The 18,326-nt window shown below is 52.0% G+C and carries 14 protein-coding genes; 1 reads left to right on the forward strand and 13 read right to left on the reverse strand.

Features of this window, described 5'->3' with window-relative positions:
• Positions 1-67 precede the first annotated feature (67 nt).
• The 10 genes from JUF10_RS01190 to JUF10_RS01235 form a co-directional block, all read right to left on the reverse strand.
• Complete coding sequence (locus JUF10_RS01190; protein WP_203640425.1) at positions 68-1,069, reverse strand: GW dipeptide domain-containing protein; 1,002 nt, start codon at positions 1,067-1,069, stop codon at positions 68-70.
• 271 nt (positions 1,070-1,340) lie between these two features.
• Positions 1,341-2,759 (reverse strand): C69 family dipeptidase, encoded by a 1,419-nt coding sequence (locus JUF10_RS01195; protein ID WP_203640644.1) that lies wholly within the window; start codon positions 2,757-2,759, stop codon positions 1,341-1,343.
• A 725-nt stretch (positions 2,760-3,484) separates the two neighbouring features.
• On the reverse strand, positions 3,485-6,235 hold the full coding sequence (locus JUF10_RS01200; protein ID WP_203640426.1) for an HAD-IC family P-type ATPase: 2,751 nt from the start codon (positions 6,233-6,235) through the stop codon (positions 3,485-3,487).
• 316 nt (positions 6,236-6,551) lie between these two features.
• Complete coding sequence (locus JUF10_RS01205) at positions 6,552-8,108, reverse strand: bifunctional metallophosphatase/5'-nucleotidase (protein WP_203640427.1); 1,557 nt, start codon at positions 8,106-8,108, stop codon at positions 6,552-6,554.
• A gap of 2 nt (positions 8,109-8,110) precedes the next feature.
• The gene (gene phnE, locus JUF10_RS01210; RefSeq protein WP_373301258.1) at positions 8,111-8,923 is read right to left on the reverse strand and encodes a phosphonate ABC transporter, permease protein PhnE; all 813 of its coding nucleotides are present in this window, start codon (positions 8,921-8,923) and stop codon (positions 8,111-8,113) included.
• A 1-nt stretch (position 8,924) separates the two neighbouring features.
• The gene (phnE, locus tag JUF10_RS01215) at positions 8,925-9,719 is read right to left on the reverse strand and encodes a phosphonate ABC transporter, permease protein PhnE (protein ID WP_203640428.1); all 795 of its coding nucleotides are present in this window, start codon (positions 9,717-9,719) and stop codon (positions 8,925-8,927) included.
• Positions 9,716-10,486 carry a phosphonate ABC transporter ATP-binding protein gene (gene phnC, locus JUF10_RS01220; RefSeq protein ID WP_203640429.1) on the reverse strand — a complete coding sequence of 257 codons (771 nt, stop codon included), beginning with the start codon at positions 10,484-10,486 and terminating at the stop codon, positions 9,716-9,718. Before phnC ends, phnE (JUF10_RS01215) begins: the two co-directional genes overlap by 4 nt.
• A 188-nt stretch (positions 10,487-10,674) precedes the next feature.
• Positions 10,675-11,628: a phosphate/phosphite/phosphonate ABC transporter substrate-binding protein gene (locus JUF10_RS01225; protein WP_203640430.1), complete on the reverse strand. Its 954-nt coding sequence runs from the start codon at positions 11,626-11,628 to the stop codon at positions 10,675-10,677.
• A gap of 338 nt (positions 11,629-11,966) precedes the next feature.
• Positions 11,967-12,815, reverse strand: a complete 849-nt coding sequence (locus JUF10_RS01230; protein WP_203640431.1) for an aldo/keto reductase — start codon at positions 12,813-12,815, stop codon at positions 11,967-11,969.
• A gap of 864 nt (positions 12,816-13,679) precedes the next feature.
• Complete coding sequence (locus tag JUF10_RS01235) at positions 13,680-14,123, reverse strand: MarR family winged helix-turn-helix transcriptional regulator (protein WP_203640432.1); 444 nt, start codon at positions 14,121-14,123, stop codon at positions 13,680-13,682.
• A gap of 79 nt (positions 14,124-14,202) precedes the next feature.
• Here JUF10_RS01235 and JUF10_RS01240 point away from each other — a divergent pair, with 79 nt between their 5' ends.
• Positions 14,203-14,754 (forward strand): NADPH-dependent FMN reductase, encoded by a 552-nt coding sequence (locus JUF10_RS01240; protein ID WP_203640433.1) that lies wholly within the window; start codon positions 14,203-14,205, stop codon positions 14,752-14,754.
• A 682-nt stretch (positions 14,755-15,436) separates the two neighbouring features.
• Here JUF10_RS01240 and JUF10_RS01245 read toward each other — a convergent pair.
• From JUF10_RS01245 to JUF10_RS01255, 3 genes are read right to left on the reverse strand one after another with little or no spacing between them, the layout of a single operon-like run.
• Positions 15,437-16,132, reverse strand: coding sequence for a glycerophosphodiester phosphodiesterase family protein (locus JUF10_RS01245; RefSeq protein WP_203640434.1), 696 nt, complete (start codon positions 16,130-16,132; stop codon positions 15,437-15,439).
• Positions 16,133-16,147: 15 nt separating this feature from the next.
• Positions 16,148-17,512: an ABC transporter substrate-binding protein gene (locus tag JUF10_RS01250; RefSeq protein WP_203640435.1), complete on the reverse strand. Its 1,365-nt coding sequence runs from the start codon at positions 17,510-17,512 to the stop codon at positions 16,148-16,150.
• Complete coding sequence (locus JUF10_RS01255; RefSeq protein ID WP_373301262.1) at positions 17,509-18,324, reverse strand: carbohydrate ABC transporter permease; 816 nt, start codon at positions 18,322-18,324, stop codon at positions 17,509-17,511. Before JUF10_RS01255 ends, JUF10_RS01250 begins: the two co-directional genes overlap by 4 nt.
• Positions 18,325-18,326: the final 2 nt, after the last annotated feature.

Genomic DNA, 18,326 nt, shown 5'->3' on the forward strand with positions numbered 1-18,326 from the left:
AAAAGGTTGTCTCGACCACCCACTCATCGGGTAATCGACACAACCTTTTTAACTTTAATTTTTAAATTTAAGCGATCCAACCACCGGTGCTCAGCACACTCACGCTACCGGTCGGCGTCACCTTGACCGTGTACCGGTACCCTTGGATATCGAAGTCGGCGTGCGCCTTGATATTCAGGTTCTTCGTACTCTGTGTAAATGCCTGCGTGCTGACAACTTTACCGTGGGCATTTCGGTTCGTCAATTTAACGGCCTTGCCCGCTTGGAAATCGTAAATGGCCGTTTGGCTATCCTGCTGTAACAGGACGACCCGTTTGACCTCACCATTCGCCGTAGCGACCCCGACCTTGACGTGACCAGCTTGGTCGACCGTGGTGTTGGCCGTAGTTGCGGACAAGTCCCGCGTCAATTCACGGTGCAACAGGTTCGGGTAAGTTCCTTTGATGACGGCGTTCACGGGTAACCAGCCAATCGCTTTCCCGGCAGCCGTTTCGAAGTAGAGGTACTGCTTCTTGCTGGTCGTGGTCAACGACTGAATCGCGTACACCGTCCGGTAGCCGTAGGAGTGACCGTAGTGACTGGCCGCCGTGGTGCCCAACGTCTTCTTAGGCATATTCCAGAAGTCATTGTTCGTGGTTGGCGTCCAGTAAGCCGTCTTCTTCACGCTCGTCAGCTTGCTGATCTGTTGATGAAATTTCAATTGACTCAGAGCGACGTAACCGCCGACTAAGGTCGTATTGGCCTTGCTAGGGTTCGGTACAGCCGTCCCATGCGGCAGCGCCTTCGTCGTCACCTTGGCCAGGCGCACGTAGCGTTTGCCATTGACCTTGATGACCTTGTCGACCGTCCACTGTTTCGTGGTGCTCTTGTCGGTCCCCAAGACCGTGCTCTTCGCGTAAGCGGCGCGCGGATAACTGTAAACCTTAGTCCCTTTGGTCTTAAACGTGAAAATCCGTTGCTGGGGGTATTCTGGCAGCGTGACCTTTTTAGCCGCTTGTGCCGTCGTGCTACCACCCCACAAAATCAGTCCCAGACTCCCTGCCATTGCTAACTTGATCCAGTTCTTCATGTGTGTTCCTCCTCAGAAGTTTCTTGCCAACATCTCTTCCTCAACTCAATCGTCTTTTTAACGAAACGGTTCGTCCTAGTCACATACCGTCCCACTAATTCATCGAAAAAACATTAAAGTAGCTTTACTGAAGTATACACCAAAAGACAATTAATTGTACGCGATAATTGCTATCCGTAACAACTAATTGTCTTTTAGGCTTTATTTAGACGAATTCTGGCTTGATTTTAAAACGTTTAATCTAAAAACTAATCGAACCATTCACGGCTAGTTACAGGTTTTGACCCTTTTCCCAAACCGTCTTAGATAACAACAGGCCTTGCTTGACCAAGTCGTTAAATAATTGATGGGTCCGCTTAGAAATTTCGCCAGCGGTTTCCAAGTTGCTCTGGGTCAGATAAGTCGTGGCATCGCCGGTGATGTTGTCATCGGTGGCCGCAACCCGACCGCGGGCATAGGATTGGCAACTGTCGCGGAAGGCGTTGACCGTGGCGACGAACTCGTGGAAATGGGGTTCAATCAGTACGGACAAGGTCTTGTTCAACCAGTACACGTTGTCGACAGAAACTTCGGTCGTCGTGTTCTTGTAGTCTTCTGGTGTGTCGTTGATGTTCGTGAAGAACGGCATGTAAGGTGCGTAGGCAAAGAAGCCCATGGCGACCCACTGAATCGCAGCGTGGTCGGCTGGCACATCGTTTCTAATTTGCAAGATGGATGAGCATTGGTTCCGGTCCATCGCAATCGACCGGTACTTCTTCTGGTCATCGGCGTTGCCGGAAGCGAACGTGCCAAACGGATCATAAGGCGTGCCGTTATAGTGGGAAGATAGGAAGAATTGCACGTCTTCAATGGCGAGCTTCTTGGCTGGCTTCCGGGTAAATGGCATGTCTTGGTCGGTTGGTTGTTGGTCCGTAATTTCTGGGTTAAACAACTTTTGACCGTACCAGGTCCGTGGCGTGTTGTAGTACGCGTCATCTTCACCATGGGTTCCGAAAATTTCGCGGAAGTTAAAGGTGCCTGGCACTGGGTTCAAGTGGTGCTTCTCAACGAAGTCCACTAAGTCCGTGGCAACCAGGAAGTTGTCGGTATCGTTTAAATCGACCTCTTGCATCAACGTCTGGTTAGGTGCGATGGCGTAGGTGTCTTCTGGCAACCGCATTGCGGCCCAGTGATGGCCCCCAGCCGTTTCCAAATACCAGATGTCATTGTGGTCGTTAAAGGAAATACTGTTGCTTTCGCCAGTCCCGTACTTTTCAATCAGGGCACCCAGGCGTTGGGCCCCTTCTTTAGCACTCTTAATGTATGGCAAAACCAAGGTGATCATGGCTTCTTCATTGATCCCATCATCGACGAGTGGGTCGTAACCCAACACGCGGGCGTTGGTCGCCGTGGTCTCGGTGGCGCTCATGCCGACATTCAATTCGTTAATGCCGGCTTCTTCATATTGTCCGTCACTCTGGTCAGCCTGTGGCGTCCCCGTATAGCGGTAGGCGTGGTCGGGCAATGGCACGTTGACGCCAGTCGTAATTGACGTGAACGATGCCCCCTGTTGGTCTACTGCTGGGTGGACCACAAACTTGATGGGATTGATGGGGCCGTAACCGTCCTCGTTACGCGCCACAATCGTGGAACCGTCCATGCTAGCGGCTTTACCCACTAAAATCTCAGTACAATCGGAACTCTTCTTCATCATTTGATGTTCCGCCCCCTTCTTCATTCTAGTATAAGATTAACTTTTGATTAGAGCTAGGGATTTCGCAAAATTCACTTGGAATCTTGCGGTTCAAAGTCGAGGTTAAGGGCTGGCCTGCGCCTGCGGTGGTTCAGGGAATCACGCTGTGGGGACCGCCTGAAGCCTGTGGAGCGGTCTTCAGGCTCGACTTGGCGCCACGGTCGCCAAGCTCGTCCCGTGCTGTAGGTCGGAAAAGAACTCCGACCAACACCACCGACACGGCGTTCTTCCCTGACCACCTCCGGCTACGGCCGTGCTTGACCGCAACTTGAACCGCTGGATTGCCCGTGGTTTTGCGAGTGCTAGCTGTATTCTAGTTGTCGTTGTTGGCAACCCTTTATGAATCGTTACGTGTGAATTGCCAAGTTTGGCGAAAAAAAGAGACCAGACAATTTCTGTCCAGTCTCTCCGTTTCAGTTAAATTAACGATTGAAATACTGAGAAGCAACCTGCACGCCCCAGCAAAGTTGCCAGCGAGCAACAACGTCAGCCGAGAGGTCGCCAGATATGGGATCAGGCGCGTCGTTCTGCTTAGTCGGCGTTTTTTAGCCGGCTTAGCAGAAAACCAATCTTGGAGACTCGTGCATTTCGAGGCTTCAAGTTGCGTTCGCACCGTTCCAGCCCATATCTGGCGGCCGGTAAGGCGAAGGGACCACTAGGTTGCCCAATCTTCGCTTAACTGATTAGAAGTTGCGTTGCTCCCGTGAAATGGTGCTGGCATCGATACGGTGGCGAATCGCCTTCGCAATTTCCGTGACGATCAGGACGATGGCCCCCGCCACGATTGGGATTCCCCAACCGTAATGGAAGTTGACGCTGGTCGTGTGGAAGACGCCTTGCATGGCTGGCCAGTAGATGATCATGGCTTGCAGCAACAACAGGATGCCGACAATCACGAAACTCATCTTATTTCTGAAGAAGTATTTCGACAGCACGGGATGGTCATTTTGCAGGTTGAACAGGTAGAAGACCTTCCCGAAGATGATCACGTTCAGCGTCATCGTGCTCCCGATAACGGCCGAGAGTCCTTGCGCCGTCAAGAAGTCGTAGGCAAACATCCCCAGCCCCGAAATCAGCAGGGAAACGTAGGTCACCTCGAAGACGTCCAGCTTGGATAAAATCCCGCGTGTCACGTCCCGGGGTCCCCGTTTCATAATGCCGCTTTCGGCCGGCTCGAAGATGAAGGCAAATTGAATCGTCAAAGCGGACACCATGTTGATCCACAGCAGTTGCGTTGGGAACAGTGGTAGCTCTTGGTCCATCAAGATGCTCAGGACCACGATCAAACCTTCGGCGAAACTGGTTGGCAGGAGGAAACGAATCGTCTTACGAATGTTATCGAAGACGTGCCGCCCTTCCCGTACAGCGCCCAGGATCGACGTGAAGTCATCATCGGCTAAGACCATATCGGCGGAGTCCTTGGCAACGTCGGTTCCCCGAATCCCCATGGCGACCCCGATATCAGCCTGCTTCAAGGCGGGCGCATCGTTGACCCCATCACCGGTCATGGAAACCACGTGACCGCGGGCCTGTTGGGCCTTCACGATTCGCAGCTTGTCGGCTGGTGTGGTCCGCGCGAACACGGTATACTTGTCGATCTGACTGGTCAGTTCTTCATCGCTCAACTCGGCCAATTCCGGCCCGGTAATGGCGCGCGCTTGCTCCGACAGGTTCAACTGTTGGGCAATCGCAGCGGCTGTTTCGGGGTCGTCACCAGTGATCATTTTAACCTTGATCCCAGCGTAACGTAGCTGACGCACGGCGTCGGCCACGCCAGGACGTGGTGGATCGATGATGCCAGCCATTCCGGCTAAGTGGAAATTCTGGCCCACGGCGATGTCGTCAACTTCAACGGCGTCCGCAGCGACCGGTTGGTACCCCAAGGCCACCACCCGTTTTCCTTGGCGGGTCAGTTGTGACAAACGTTGTTGCCAAGCGTCTTCGTCAACTGCTTCGCCCTGTTCACGCATCAAGCGCGTCAAGGTTTGCGGTGCCCCCTTGACCAACAGGTACCGCTGGCCATTGTGGTCGACTAACCGCGCGGAGTAACGAATGGCGGAGTCGAATGGTAGCGAGTCGATCTCTTGAGGATCAGGGTCGGCACCCACCAGCTTGTGGTAGAGCGCAGTCAGCGCCCCATCGGTCGGTTCCCCAGTCAGCACCCACTGGCCCTCTTCCTCATGGAATTCGGCGTCAGAGGTCTGACCAGCGATTTGGACCAACCATTCGAGGTCGGGGTCAGCTTGCCAGTCGACGTCTTGACCCTCATCATTTTGTACCTGACCGGCGGCATCGTAACCCACACCAGACACGGTATAAGTGTCGGCAGTGGTCAAAATGTCGGTCACGGTCATTTCGTTTTTCGTCAGCGTCCCGGTCTTGTCGGTGTTGACGATATCCACGGCCCCCAGTGTTTCCACGGCAGGCAGTGTCTTGACGATCACATTTTGCTTAGTCATCTGTTGGGTCCCCATGGCGAGGACGACCGACGTGCTGGCCGGCAACCCTTCAGGCATGGACCCCACGACCATCGTGATGACGGCGACTAACAGAACGGGCAAACTGTAAACCTTGGTGATCATCCCTAAGATAAATAGGAGGACCGCCGCAACTAAAATTGCGATGGATAACCCAAGGCCTAAGCTGTTCAGGTTCTTCATCAATGGCGTTGCTTGTTGCTTAACTTCGGCAACGTTTTGTTGGATGTGACCAATTTCGGTCTGGGCACCGGTCACGGTCACGATACCGCGGCCAGACCCATTGGTAACGGCCGTTGAGGCGAAGGCCTGGTTCGACCGTTCGGCCAACGGTAAATTTGCGGTGGGTAAGGGATCTTCTCCCTTAAGCACCGAATCAGTTTCACCGGTCAAGGCGGACTCCTGGATCTTTAAGTTATCCGCGCTGATCAATCGGAGGTCAGCGGGGACGGTATCCCCGGCTTCCAACTGAACAATATCCCCGGTCACCAGTTCACGGGCGGGCAAATTAATTTTCTGACCGTCCCGAATGACGATGGCTTCGGAGACTAAGAGCGCCTTGATACGGTCCAAAGCGTTATCCGCTGAACGTTCCTGAAAATAGCCAATGAAAGCGTTGGCGATGATGACCAATCCGATAACGATTGAGTCGGAATAGTGGTGCATCAGCAGCGTAATCAGGGCGGCAGCCGCCAAAATGTAGATGATGGAGTTGTTGAACTGCTTCAAGAAGCGCAACAGGTTCGATTGCTTCTTGGCGGTCAGTTCGTTGGGGCCGTTTTGCGCGAGACGTTTCTTCGCCTCGGCGGTCGTCAACCCCGCTTCTTCATCGGTGGCATACGCAACAAGTAAGGACTCAGTCGAGCGTTGCCATAGTGGCGGCTGCTGGCTGGGTCCAGGGTCAGTGGTTTCTGCTTCGGTTGTGGTTGAAACGGTTGCTTCAGGTTCTTGTGCCATATAAATAAATCTTCCTTTCTTGATAAAAACTAACGATTAGCGGTCCGGTATTGGGAGTGCTGCAAACGATAGGTGCAAGACGTCCACCTCCAAATCTCATTTTTAGTTAATTTATTTTACCAAGTTTTCATGAAAATTGCATCCATTTAGAGGGTAATGCAATCTAAATTTAATACTGGGAGTAAATAAGTAACGGTGCAAGGTACATCTCTGCTTATTGGTGCGCGGTGAAGACATGGGAAAAATCGTGATTCACACTTAACCATATGTATACAAAAAGGCGATTACCATTTGTGGTCATCGCCTTTAATCTCACCTAATAATCGACTCTAAAATTGGTTTGTGGTTCCCCGGTCACGACCGGATGGGCCTCGAAGTATTGCATAATGAGCTCGGCCATATCGACGTTGACCTCGCGGATGACCTTAGCCGGCGAGAACATTGGGTAGTCGCCACCACCGTTGCCGCGGTACTGGTTCATGGCAACGTCCAGTTGGTCGGTCGGCTGGACCATACGGCCGTGGTAGTTCAGCGATACCACGCGACTACCACGCGGTTGGGTCAGGTCAAAGCGGTAGTCCAGTCCACTGTAGATGTCGTAGTTATACAATTCTACTTTGGGCGTCGTAAAGGCTGTAGCAACCCCAACGCGGTGGCCATCCCGCACCTCGAAGAAGCTTGCACATCGTTCCAGCGCGAGCTTCACATCCGCTCCAGTCAGCCGTTCGACCACCAGCGTATTAGGATACGGATAGCTATTCAGTAGTTGCCGTAGCGAGACGTCGCAGCCAAAGCCGTGGACCTCATCGTTGAACAGTGCCGTTGCCGCAATGTCCGTCACACCCGCGGCCATTTCGACGCGGTTAATGAATTGAAGATACGGGTGGCCGTGGAGTCGGGCGTCCATGGGGTCCGTGACCGCCAAACTAGTGCCGGTGATCTGACCGACTGGTTGGTCCAGCCACGTTTCGACCTTGTCCTGAACGGATTGCGTGAGTTGAGTGAGAGCCACGTCTGGTTCCGCCCCAGCCGTTGGTAACAATCGCGCTGACCGATCAATTATTCGGTGCGCTGCATCCAACTCAAGGTCGATACACCCCACCGCAACGCCTTTGTCACCGGGTTGTGTCGTGGGCACGCCCTGGTAGACGCCGGCAATCTGGCGGTGCTGGTGACCGGTGACCAACGCATCGATGCCGGGAACCTCGGCCAATAACTGATAGCCTTCATTTTCCCCGGTCTGGCGTTCGGTCGGCACGCCGGTCGCCGGGTCGGCCTCAAAACCACCATGATAGGCGACCACGACGATGTCGGCCTGCTGCCGTAGTTCGGGAACCAAGCGGCGAGCGGTGGCAACAGCCGGTTCAAAGGTCAGACCAGCAATGTTACTGGCCCGCTCCCAGACCGGCACATAGGCTGTGGTCAACCCTAGAATGGCAATCTTGATGCCTTGCTTCGTGATAATTTTATAGGGAGCATCCAGAATTCGCTGGTTTTGACCACCGACGATATTGGCGCCCAACAGCGGATAGATCCGTTTGGCCTCCGCCGCACGAATATAAGCCAAGCCGTAATTGAACTCATGGTTGCCAAGGACCCCCGCATCGTAATGCATGGCACCCGTGATGCGGGTGAACAGGTCTTGTTCCGCGGCTGGGCGTTTGGCCAAATAGGTTGCAAATGGCGCGCCCTGCAACCAGTCACCATTTTCAATCGTGATCACCACATTATCCGGTCCCGCCGTCGCTTGGGCCTGCCGAATCACCGTGGCTGCCTTTAACATGCCGTACGGATGCCGATCCGTCGGCGTACTGTAATCCGTGGGGTAAACGTAACCGTGCACGTCACTGGTCGATAAGATTTGGATATGCATGGTTAAATCAGCCTCTTTCGTAATTGTTCGGACAGCGAATCAATCAGGAGCACCATGACCACGATGCCTAAGAGAATGATGCCGACCTTAGACCAATCCCGCGTTTGAATGGCAAAAATCAACGGGGTCCCGATCCCACCGGCACCCACCATCCCCAAGATGGAGGCAGACCGCACGGCGATTTCAAACCGGTACAGCGTATAGGACAGAAACTCCGGCATAATCGTCGGCACGGTCGCTAACGCAAAGACCTGTCCGGAACGGCCGCCTGCACTGGTAATGGCCTCTTCCGAACCGCGGTCCATATTTTCAATGGCCTCGCCGAATAGCTTTCCCAGCATTCCGACCGAGTGGACGCTGACAGCCAACACCCCGGCGTAAGAGCCGGGCCCGACTGCCTTGATGAACATGATGGCCAAGACGATTTCTGGAAAAGTCCGAATCAAGGTCAGGACAACTTTCCCACTCCCGGAACGCAAGAAGTAATGTTCCTTGGGTCCACGCGCTGCCCAAAAGGCAAATGGCACACTGATCAAAGCCGACACAATCGTTCCGAGAAAGGCAATCGCCAACGTTTGTAAAATCAGCGAAACCAGGTCCTCGCCACTGCCGTCATAGACGTAAGACCACGTTGGGTGAACTAGTCCGTGCAAGATCGACTTGGAGACTGAGGCCGCGGACTCTTGGAATCCCGAGAATTTCAGCCCATTGATCGTCCAGAAATAAATGATTCCGATAAGCAGGACCCAGAGCAGCCAGCTCCACCGTCGCCACAGGGAGTGTTGCCGCGAAGGAGGCATAATTGTTGTTTGCATATTAAAGAAGAACCCTCCTTAGATGGTTGCTGACGCCGTCGATGACCAACACGACAACCAGCGTTGCCAGGATAATGACCGCCGTTTGGTTGTAGTTGAATTCATTCAACGACCGTTGTAAGAAGACCCCAATCCCACCGGCACCCAAGTATCCCAAGACGGTTGACGCCCGCACATTGATTTCGAGGGTATACAGAAAGTAGCTGATAAATTGGTTCAGAATCTGTGGCAGCACCGCGTACCAAATAATGGTGATTTTTGTTGCGCCCACGGACTCCAAGGCTTCCAACGGCCCCATGTCGATGGTTTCGATGACTTCGTAAAATAACTTGGATACCATCCCGAAGGAAAAGATCGCCAAGGTGATGACCCCGGCCGTTGACCCAATACCAAATATCGCAACGAAAATTGCGGCGAGCAGTAAGTCGGGCAAGGTCCGAACCAGGTCCAAGAACAGCCGCGTCAACCCGCGCAACCACCGATTATGAATTAAATTGCTAGCACTCAACACGGCAAAAGGAATGGCAAAGGCCGCCCCAATCGTGGTCCCTAAAATTGCCATTTGAATGGTTTCCAGCAGTGGTTGGATAATGACCGTTGTGTAGTCCCAAGCCGGATTAGACATCCGTACCAGCAAGTTCGTAAACTGGCCCAGGTTGCTAAAAAACATCCCCACGTTGACGCCAGTCATCTGGGCAGAAGCCACCAGTAAGACCAGCAGTAGGACCGTCCAACCGATGCCCTTCACGTGATAGCGTTGCGCCCACGAGCGCTGTGGAATTGTCGGTGTACTCATGCCTTTTCCCCCTCAGGTGCCAGATAGATTTGGTCCAAATCCCCCTCGGCAACGTTGGCAATTGGCTGATCATAGACCAACTGACCGGCCCGCAGCCCAACGATGCGGTCGGCGTATTCTCGCGCCAAGGCGACCGAGTGCAAGTTCACAATGACTGTGATGCCGTCCTCTTGATTCAACCGCTTGAGGGTATCCATGACCGTCTTGGTGGTCAAGGGATCCAGTGAGGCCACTGGTTCATCGGCTAAGATAATCTTGGGGTCCTGCATCAGAGTTCGGGCAATGGCGACCCGTTGTTGCTGCCCACCAGAGAGCTCATCGGCTCTGGTGTAGAGTTTTTCGGCCAAGTTGACCCGTTCCAAGGAATGTACGGCTTTTTCCTTGTCTGCCTTGCTAAACAGTCCAAAAATCGTCTTCCAGGTCGGATAATAACTGACCCGCCCCGACAGGACATTTTTCTCCACGCTCGACCGATTGATCAGGTTGAACCCCTGAAAGATCATGCCGATTTTACGGCGCAACAGCCGTAACGCCTTGCCTTTGTAGTCACTGACAGATTCATTTTCCACCGTGATCTCGCCAGACGTAATCTCGTGCATCCGGTTGATGGTCCGCAGCAAGGTACTCTTGCCGGCTCCGGAAAGCCCGACGACGACCAGAAACTGACCACGGGGAATGTCAAAACTGATATCCTTGAGGCCAACGGTGCCGTTGCTGTAGATCTTGTTGACGCCTTTAAATGAAATAATCGGTGTTGCTTGCTCCATAGTTGGTTCCCCCGTTATTAAAAAAGTAGTGAGGTACGGTGTCGCTGCCCTCACTACTTCTGCTGTCTAATCTTCTGTTAATCACTTTATCTGCAAATGTTCCCACGACTTGATTCGCAGAACAAGATCCACTAATTCTGCTAACCACTAGATTTAACTAAAATCATGAGTGCATTCGTAGCTAAAACCTACTTGTCGAGCTTTTGAATCTGCTTGTCGTAGTCCCGAATGATATCAAAGGTACTGTCCTTCGCATCCACGTAGCCTTCATGCGAGTAAACGCTAGAAATGATGTCGTGACCCTTCTTGGTCTTGGCAATGGCCTTGAATGCTTCGGCAATCTTCTTTTGCCACTTAGCACTCATGTCGCCACGAACTGTGATGGTATCATTAGGAATCTTGTCGGTCGTGTAGATTGGCACGACTTGACTCATGATATCCTTGTCGTCCTTCTTGACTAAGTTCCGGGCGCCCTGGAAGACAAAGGCCGCGTCGGTGTTCTTATTGTAAACGGAAAGAACCCCTTGGTCGTGACCCTTGACCGTGACCGTTTGGATCTTGTCCTTGTTGATGTTGATGCCATGCTTCAGCAATTCAACGGCAGGGTAGATCCAGCCGGCGGTCGACGTGGTATCTTGAACGGCGATCTTCTTACCCTTTAAGTCCTTCAACGTCTTGATACCGCTGTCCTTACGAACTAAGATCTGGGAGCGGTAGTAGTTGACCAATTTCTTCGTTGGTTGGTCGTTCGGTTCCTTGACGCCAAACCGTTCAGCCTGCAAGAGGACCTTATCCCCATATTGCTTATGTGCAAGGACGTAGGCATCAGGTGGCAGGAACCCAACATCGACCTTCTTTGACCCCATGGCCTCAACGATCGTATTGTAGTCGGTCGAGACGCTAACCTTAACCGGAATCCCCAATTGTTTCTTCAACAGACCCTCTAACGGTTTGGCCTTCGCCTCAATCGTACCCGCGTTAGATGACGGTACAAATTCAACCGTCAACTGCTTCGGCGTGTAGCCTTGCTTGGAACTTGAACTCGTGCTGCTGGTTGCCTTCCCACAGGCAGCCAAACCAGCTGGCAGTAGCAATAATGCTGCTGCAATTAAGAGTAATTTCCCCTTACCCTTTAAGTGCATCGAACTCACTCCTCAGATTATGTCGTATGGCTCTTTATTAGGACACTTTTCATTCTATCAGAAGAGCGAACTTTTACAATGATTTTATTATTTTTAGTTCGTTATTAAAATACTTATAACGAGTAACAGCGGCATTCGTTAAAAAGTAAAACGTAAAACCTGAACATTAATTAATTTAATTATTTAATGTATCTTGCTGGTCTTTCCGTTAAAACTTCGATTCACTACTAGACTGGCACCATCATTTAGCCAAAAAGTGACTAAAAGGAACCATCGTTTTTGCCCTAATGGATGACAAAAGCGTTGGCTCCCTGTTTAAAATTTACTGTTCATTTACATTAACCTTGGGTCGCATTATGCCCGTGATCCGTGGCCGTATCCGCCATCGCATTCAGCTTGGCCATATCGGCCGCGTTGATTGAGAAATTCAACTGTGCGTTGGCTTCAATGTGTGCTTGACTCGTGGCCTTTGGCAATGGCAAGACGCCATTCTCCAGGACGAACCGTAGCGCCAGTTGCGCTGGTGAAACGTGATATTTATTCGCCATTTCCTTGATGTCGGCATTTTCTAGCATGTCACCGGTTGCGAGTGGTGAGTAGGCTTCAACCAGCATGTTGTGGTCTTGGGCGAATTTCGTGATCTTTGGTTCCGTGAAGCCGACGTAGTACTGAATCTGGTCGACCATTGGCGCTACTTCGGCATGGTTCAAGACGTTTTGCAGGTCGTGCACATCAAAATTGGAGACCCCAATGGCCTTGGCCTTGCCGCTAGCGTAGATTTTTTCCATTGCGCGCCAAACATCAAGGTTGCCTTGATCGCAGTCCTTACCAATTTCTGCCCATGGCCATGGCGCGTGCACCAGATACAGGTCGACGTAGCCCACGTCCAAGTTCTTCATGGTCGTGTCAAATGCGTCCAAAGCACCTTGATAAGTCTTCACTTCGGCCGGTAACTTGGTCGTCACAAAGATTTCTTTGCGGTCGATTCCGGAATCGCGGATGGCCTTCCCAACACTAGACTCGTTGGCATAAGCCTTCGCCGTATCAATGTGCCGATACCCCGTCTTCAATGCATTAGCCACCGCATTATAGGCCGTATCGCCACCAGGAATTTGCCAAGTACCAAAACCAACTTGTGGAATCTGAGTTCCGTTAGCTAAGTTGAACGTATCCGTTAAGACTGACATAGCAAAACCTCCAATTGTATTAGACCTGCCGCGCGTCCGCTGAAATGAGCAACTCGCTGCATATCCGAAAACGTGTCCAGCCACAATGTTTAGTCAATAAATAAATTAACCGGCCATGTTTTACTATGAATAATTATACGCCCGCCTACCCACTCAAATGCAATTATTCCATCAAAACGCAGGAATCGTTTATAGTATAACTATTCGTTAAAACTAATTTGGAAAATTGTAATATTACAAATTGCCAGAATCGCCCAAAGCCCTTGATTTCTTTGTTATTATAAAGATGTCGTAAAACAATTGCTTAACAAACTGACGACAAACTAAAGCTTTTTTGGTAACAGTCAACGAAGTACCCGGAAAATGCTTCGTTGGTCACTGTCCCCAATTGAATATTAATCCCATTGAATCAGACTAAATCCCAGTTCGATTCAATGGGGTTAATTTTTTTGCGCTGAAATGGTTACTTCGTAAATTTGCCGCACTCCGGCTGACAGGGATTCCGCTTGCTGTGGGGACGCTCCAGCCTGAGGTACGGGCTTCCGACTCGATTTGAAGGCTCGAAAACCACGAGTCTCCAAAGTCGCCCGTGCTGTAAGCTGGCAAAACCACCAGCTAACACCACCTCCACGACCGGCTACATCCCTGTCCTCCTCCGGCTCCGATTGTGTTTTACCATGACAATTGTTGAAGCTCCTATGTACTCTAAATTTCACTAGTTGATGAAACCAAGCTGCCTAATTCTGATGTCAATCTCGTTGCTATATCAGAAATAACTGTCATTTAGAGACTTTTCCTTTGCAAGCACAAAAAATCCCGTCAAGCCAGCTTCCACTAGGCTCAACGGGATTTTCGTCTTCCTCCCTATTCCTCGTAATCGTCGTTGCCGTTTAGGACGGCTGATAGGCGTTGTAAGACCCGTAGCAGTTCGCCGCGGTCTGCATCTGAATACTTCGCTAGTCGACGCCGAATGGATGCTTCCCGGGCTAATTTAATCTGTTGGACCGTTTGCTGACCGCTGGGGCTCAAGATAACCTGCCGAACGCGCTTGTCCCGGCGTTCGGTCTCTTCTAACCAGCCCGTCTCAATCAGTTTGTCGACCTGGCGACTGATCGATGAATGGTTGCGGCCAATCTGGTCGGCCAACTCGCCAATGCTGATGCCAGGCGTATGATCGACCCGCATGATAATTGGCAGGGTCGGCGCATCAAGCTTGACATGGGCCTCTGCCAGTAACTTGCGGTCCTCTTCCGTTTGACTAAAAAAAGTTACGATTTCAAATAATGCTTCAAAGATTTGATTGTCCATACTTGTTATTATACCAGAAGAATGCTAAGATGTGTGCACAATGCACGGAAAAATTTAGTCACTTAAGGAGACACCACCTATGACAAAGAAAATTGGTTTGATCATCGGCTCGACGCGGCCCAACCGCATCAGCACCAGCATCGCAAGTTGGCTTCAACCCGCCGTTGCCCAGGATGGCCTGGACGTTGATTTAATCGACCTCGCCAAGATCGACCTGCCCTTCTTGGATGAACCCGGTCAGCCCTCAGACGGCAATTACACGCTGACCCACACGAAGGCCTGGAGTCAGCTGATTCAAGGCTACGATGGCTTCATCCTCCTCTTCCCCCAATACAACTGGGGTTACCCGGCGCCACTGAAAAACGCCCTCGACTACCTGTACACCGAATGGCGCGGCAAGCCAGTCAGTCTGGTTTCCTACGGCGGTCATGGTGGCTTCCAAGCCGCACTGAGCATGCAACTGGTCGTCCGCGGTCTCAAAATGCAGTTGATGGCAACGAACCTCCAATTGACGCTACGCAAACCGGATTTGGACGACAATGAACAATTCATTGATCCGGCCCAAGCTCTCGCGCCCTACTCCTTCAACGCCAATCAAATGGGCGCCGAATTTCTCCACCGTTTGTCTTAACTCTGGCCTTAACGTCTACGGTGGTCAGGTACTCCACCCCGTGGGGCAGACCTGAAGCCTCAAAAATCATGAGTCTTCAGGGCGACTTGGAGCCTCCAAGAACGAGTCTTCAAGCTCGGCACGTGTTCTAAGGCCAGCAAAATCGGCCGACCTAAGAACACCGACACCGGGTTCCGTACCTGACCACCTCCGACTAGGCAACCAAAGTGTCAGCACGAATACTGCAACGACGCCTATTTTCCGAGATTGGTACGACTATCCTATCACAACATACACTTCGTAGGACACCTTATTTAACATGTCATCGAAGTGTCTTGAAGTTCACAATCAGCACAAAAAACGGACGCTACCCAATATCGGTCAGCGTCCGTTTTGACATACAATCACTTCTAGTTTAATCAGCACAACTGACAACTTTTCCGCCTACTACCATGACCGCCATTGCCAAGGAACCGCACGTTTAAAACCTGTGACACCACCCCAGCCGGAGATTGCCAGACAGAGCGCTGTGTCGGTCGTCTTAGGTTGAGCGATTTTCTCAGCCTTAGTCGACGGGCCAATCTTTGAGACGCGCTTTTTGCGGCTCAAAGTTGCCCTGGGGACCGTACCTCAGGCCCCAGGTCTGCCCCACAGCGTGGCGTCTGGCAATCGCAGGCGACAGGCGGTGGCCCGCCACCTGATTTTACACGCGCATCAGGTCCTGGCGGAGGCGCATCATGGTGATGAAGTCGTCGGTGAAGATGCCCGCCACGTGCTTCTGGAACAGCTCCGTCGCCAACTCCGGCTTATCGACCGTCCAGATACGTTCGGCGACTGGCACGTCGGCTTGGTAGTGACTCAGATGCAGGCCACTCAGGTGTTCGTTGGCCACGAAGGCCGCGGCGTTGACCACCGGCTTATCCGTCAGCCAGCAGTAAGACTCATTGGGCGCAATCTTCTGACAGTTTTTCAACGTCTGTAAATGAAACGACGAGAAGATGACCGGATGCTTGAGCGGTGCCCCGTGGACCATGGCCATGACGATGGCCTCGATCTCTGGGTACTGGATCTTGTCCGTCTTCAACTCCAAGTTCAACTGGACATCCGCGTCATCGACCAGCGCCAGAAATTCCGCTAACGTTGGAATGGATTCTTGGTTGGACAGGCGAAAATGCCGCAACTCGTTGAAGGTGAAGTCGTTGATCAAGCCACTGCCGTTCGTGGTGCGGTCAACGTGTTCGTCGTGCATGATGACTGGGACCTGGTCCTTGGTCAAATGCACGTCGAATTCCAAACCGTCCACGTTGTTCTCCAGGGCATAACTGAACCCCGCGATGCTATTTTCCGGAAACTTTGCCGGGTAACCCCGGTGTCCAAATACTAACGTTTTCACTGTCATAAAATCGCTCTCCTACTAATAGCCGTTCGCACGGTTGTTATTTTTAATGTTGCCGTTGAGCGACGACTGCGCCGTCTGCAACGCCTGTTGAATGTTACTCCCCGCGTAGATCTGCTCCATGGCGGTCTGGGTCAAGTTCCGCGCTTGAATCAAGCCCTGCATGAAGATCCCGGAGTTCGTATTGTTTGGCTTAGCTGCGGCCAACTGTTCACCAGGGACTCTCGATTCTGGTAACTTCTTGTACATGTTCAGCAGGGCCGGTTGCTTCTGGGAATCCTTGTTTAAGGCCAGATAGCCGGTCGCTGCTTGCCATTCTGCTTGGCTCTTCGCGGTCATTAAGAACTTGATGAAGTCCCATGACCCGCGTTGAACGGCCGCGGACTTGTCGTTTGAGATCCACAGTGATGCGCCACCAATGGCGACACCGTTACTCTTCTGGCCATCAGGATGTGGATAGTAGGTGATGCCCACTTGATCCTTATTGCCCTTGGTTAGCTGAGTCGTCGTCGCGGAACTTTGTAAGAACATGGCGAGTCGGCCAGACAAGAAGCTGGCGATTTCGTTGTTCAACGCGTTTCCACCGGCGCCATAGTTGGCAAAGACGCCATCCTTGACGTTCGTTTGCAACCATTTCATGGTATTCACGGTGCTAGGACCGGTCAGGTTAGAAGCCGTTGGCGTGCTGGTGTGCCCATCATCGTTGTTGGCAAATGAAGCACCCGAGTTCGCCATGAACTGTTCAAATAACCAGCCGTAAATTTCGACCGACATCCCCTGAACCTTCTTGTTGGACTTTTCCATGACCTGCTTAGCGACCTTCGTAATGTCACTGTAGGACGGGTTGACGGGCGGTGGCGTGACGCCCAACTTCTTCAGCAGCGTCGCGTTGTAAAAGAGAACGGGTTGCGATGTGTTAAATGGCATGGATAACTGCGTGCCTTGGTTGGAATAAAACGCCCGGGCACCCGCAGAGATCTTGTTCACATCATAGTTGTCGGCGTCGATAAATTTCTGGACCGGCGTCGTGTACCCGGTGTGGTGCATCTGACTCGTCGAGATGTCCATGGATTGAAAGACCGCGGGCGACGCGTCGGTGCCGTGCGTGTTGATAATCTTCTGGACGGCCTCATTATAACTCCCTTCAAACTCGGGGACGACCTCGTACTTCTTTTGCGACTGGTTAAATTCATTCGAGAACTTAATCAATTGCTGCTGCGCCGGTCCAGTCATTTCGTGCCAAAAGACCACTTTGATCCGGCCATTGCTCTGCGCTGACGCGGACGGATGACTGAACGCGGTCCATCCCAGAATCGCCGCCAAGACGACCAGGACGCTGGCCACAATGGCGAACATTTTGTGGGAAACAGTTTGCTTCTTCATTTCGTGGCCCCCTCGTTCAAGCCATCCTTAAAGTAATGTTGTCCCACAAACAGCACGATCAGCGTGGGAATCACAACAATCACGGCACTGGCTTGAATCATCCCCCAGTTGTTAAACGTTTCCTGTGATTGCAGCTGCCGCAACCCATCTTGGACAGGACGGAACTTGTCACTAAACGTGGTCAACATTGGCCAGAGGTATTGGTTCCAGCTTTCCAGGAAGCTATAAGCGGCTAATGTGAACAGGCTGATGCGGGCGTAAGGTAACGTGACGCGCCAGTAGAATTGCCAGTGGTTCAAGCCCTCAACGTCGGCGGCTTCCTTCAACTCCGGTGGAATCTGACGGAAGGACTGCCGCAACATGAAGATCCCGAAGGCCGACGTCAGAAATGGAATGACCATGACGGCGTAGTGGTTCAGCAGGTTCAGCTGACGGACCGTGGCGAAGTTGGGGATGACCTCAGCTTCAAAGGGCAACATCATCGTGGCTAAAATCACGTAGAACAGGAAGTCGCGGCCCTTAAAGGACAGGAAGACGAACGCGTACGCGCCTAACGAACAGAACAGGAGCTGCGCCGCCATCGTCAACAGGGAAATCACGAAGCTGTTGAGTAAGTAGCGCATGATGGCCGTTTGCTGAACGGCGTCCACGTAGTTTTGAAAGGAAATATGGGTGCTAAACAGCGTCCCCTTGGCAATATCGGCCGTGGGTAACAGGCTGGTCCAGAAGCCCAAAATGAACGGACCAATGATAATGATTGCCATGATAACCAACACCAGGTAACGCAACGTTTTATGAGTCTTTGTCAGCATCA

Source organism: Levilactobacillus andaensis (genome assembly GCF_016861695.1).
In the GTDB taxonomy this organism is placed as follows: Bacteria; Bacillota; Bacilli; order Lactobacillales; family Lactobacillaceae; genus Levilactobacillus; species Levilactobacillus andaensis.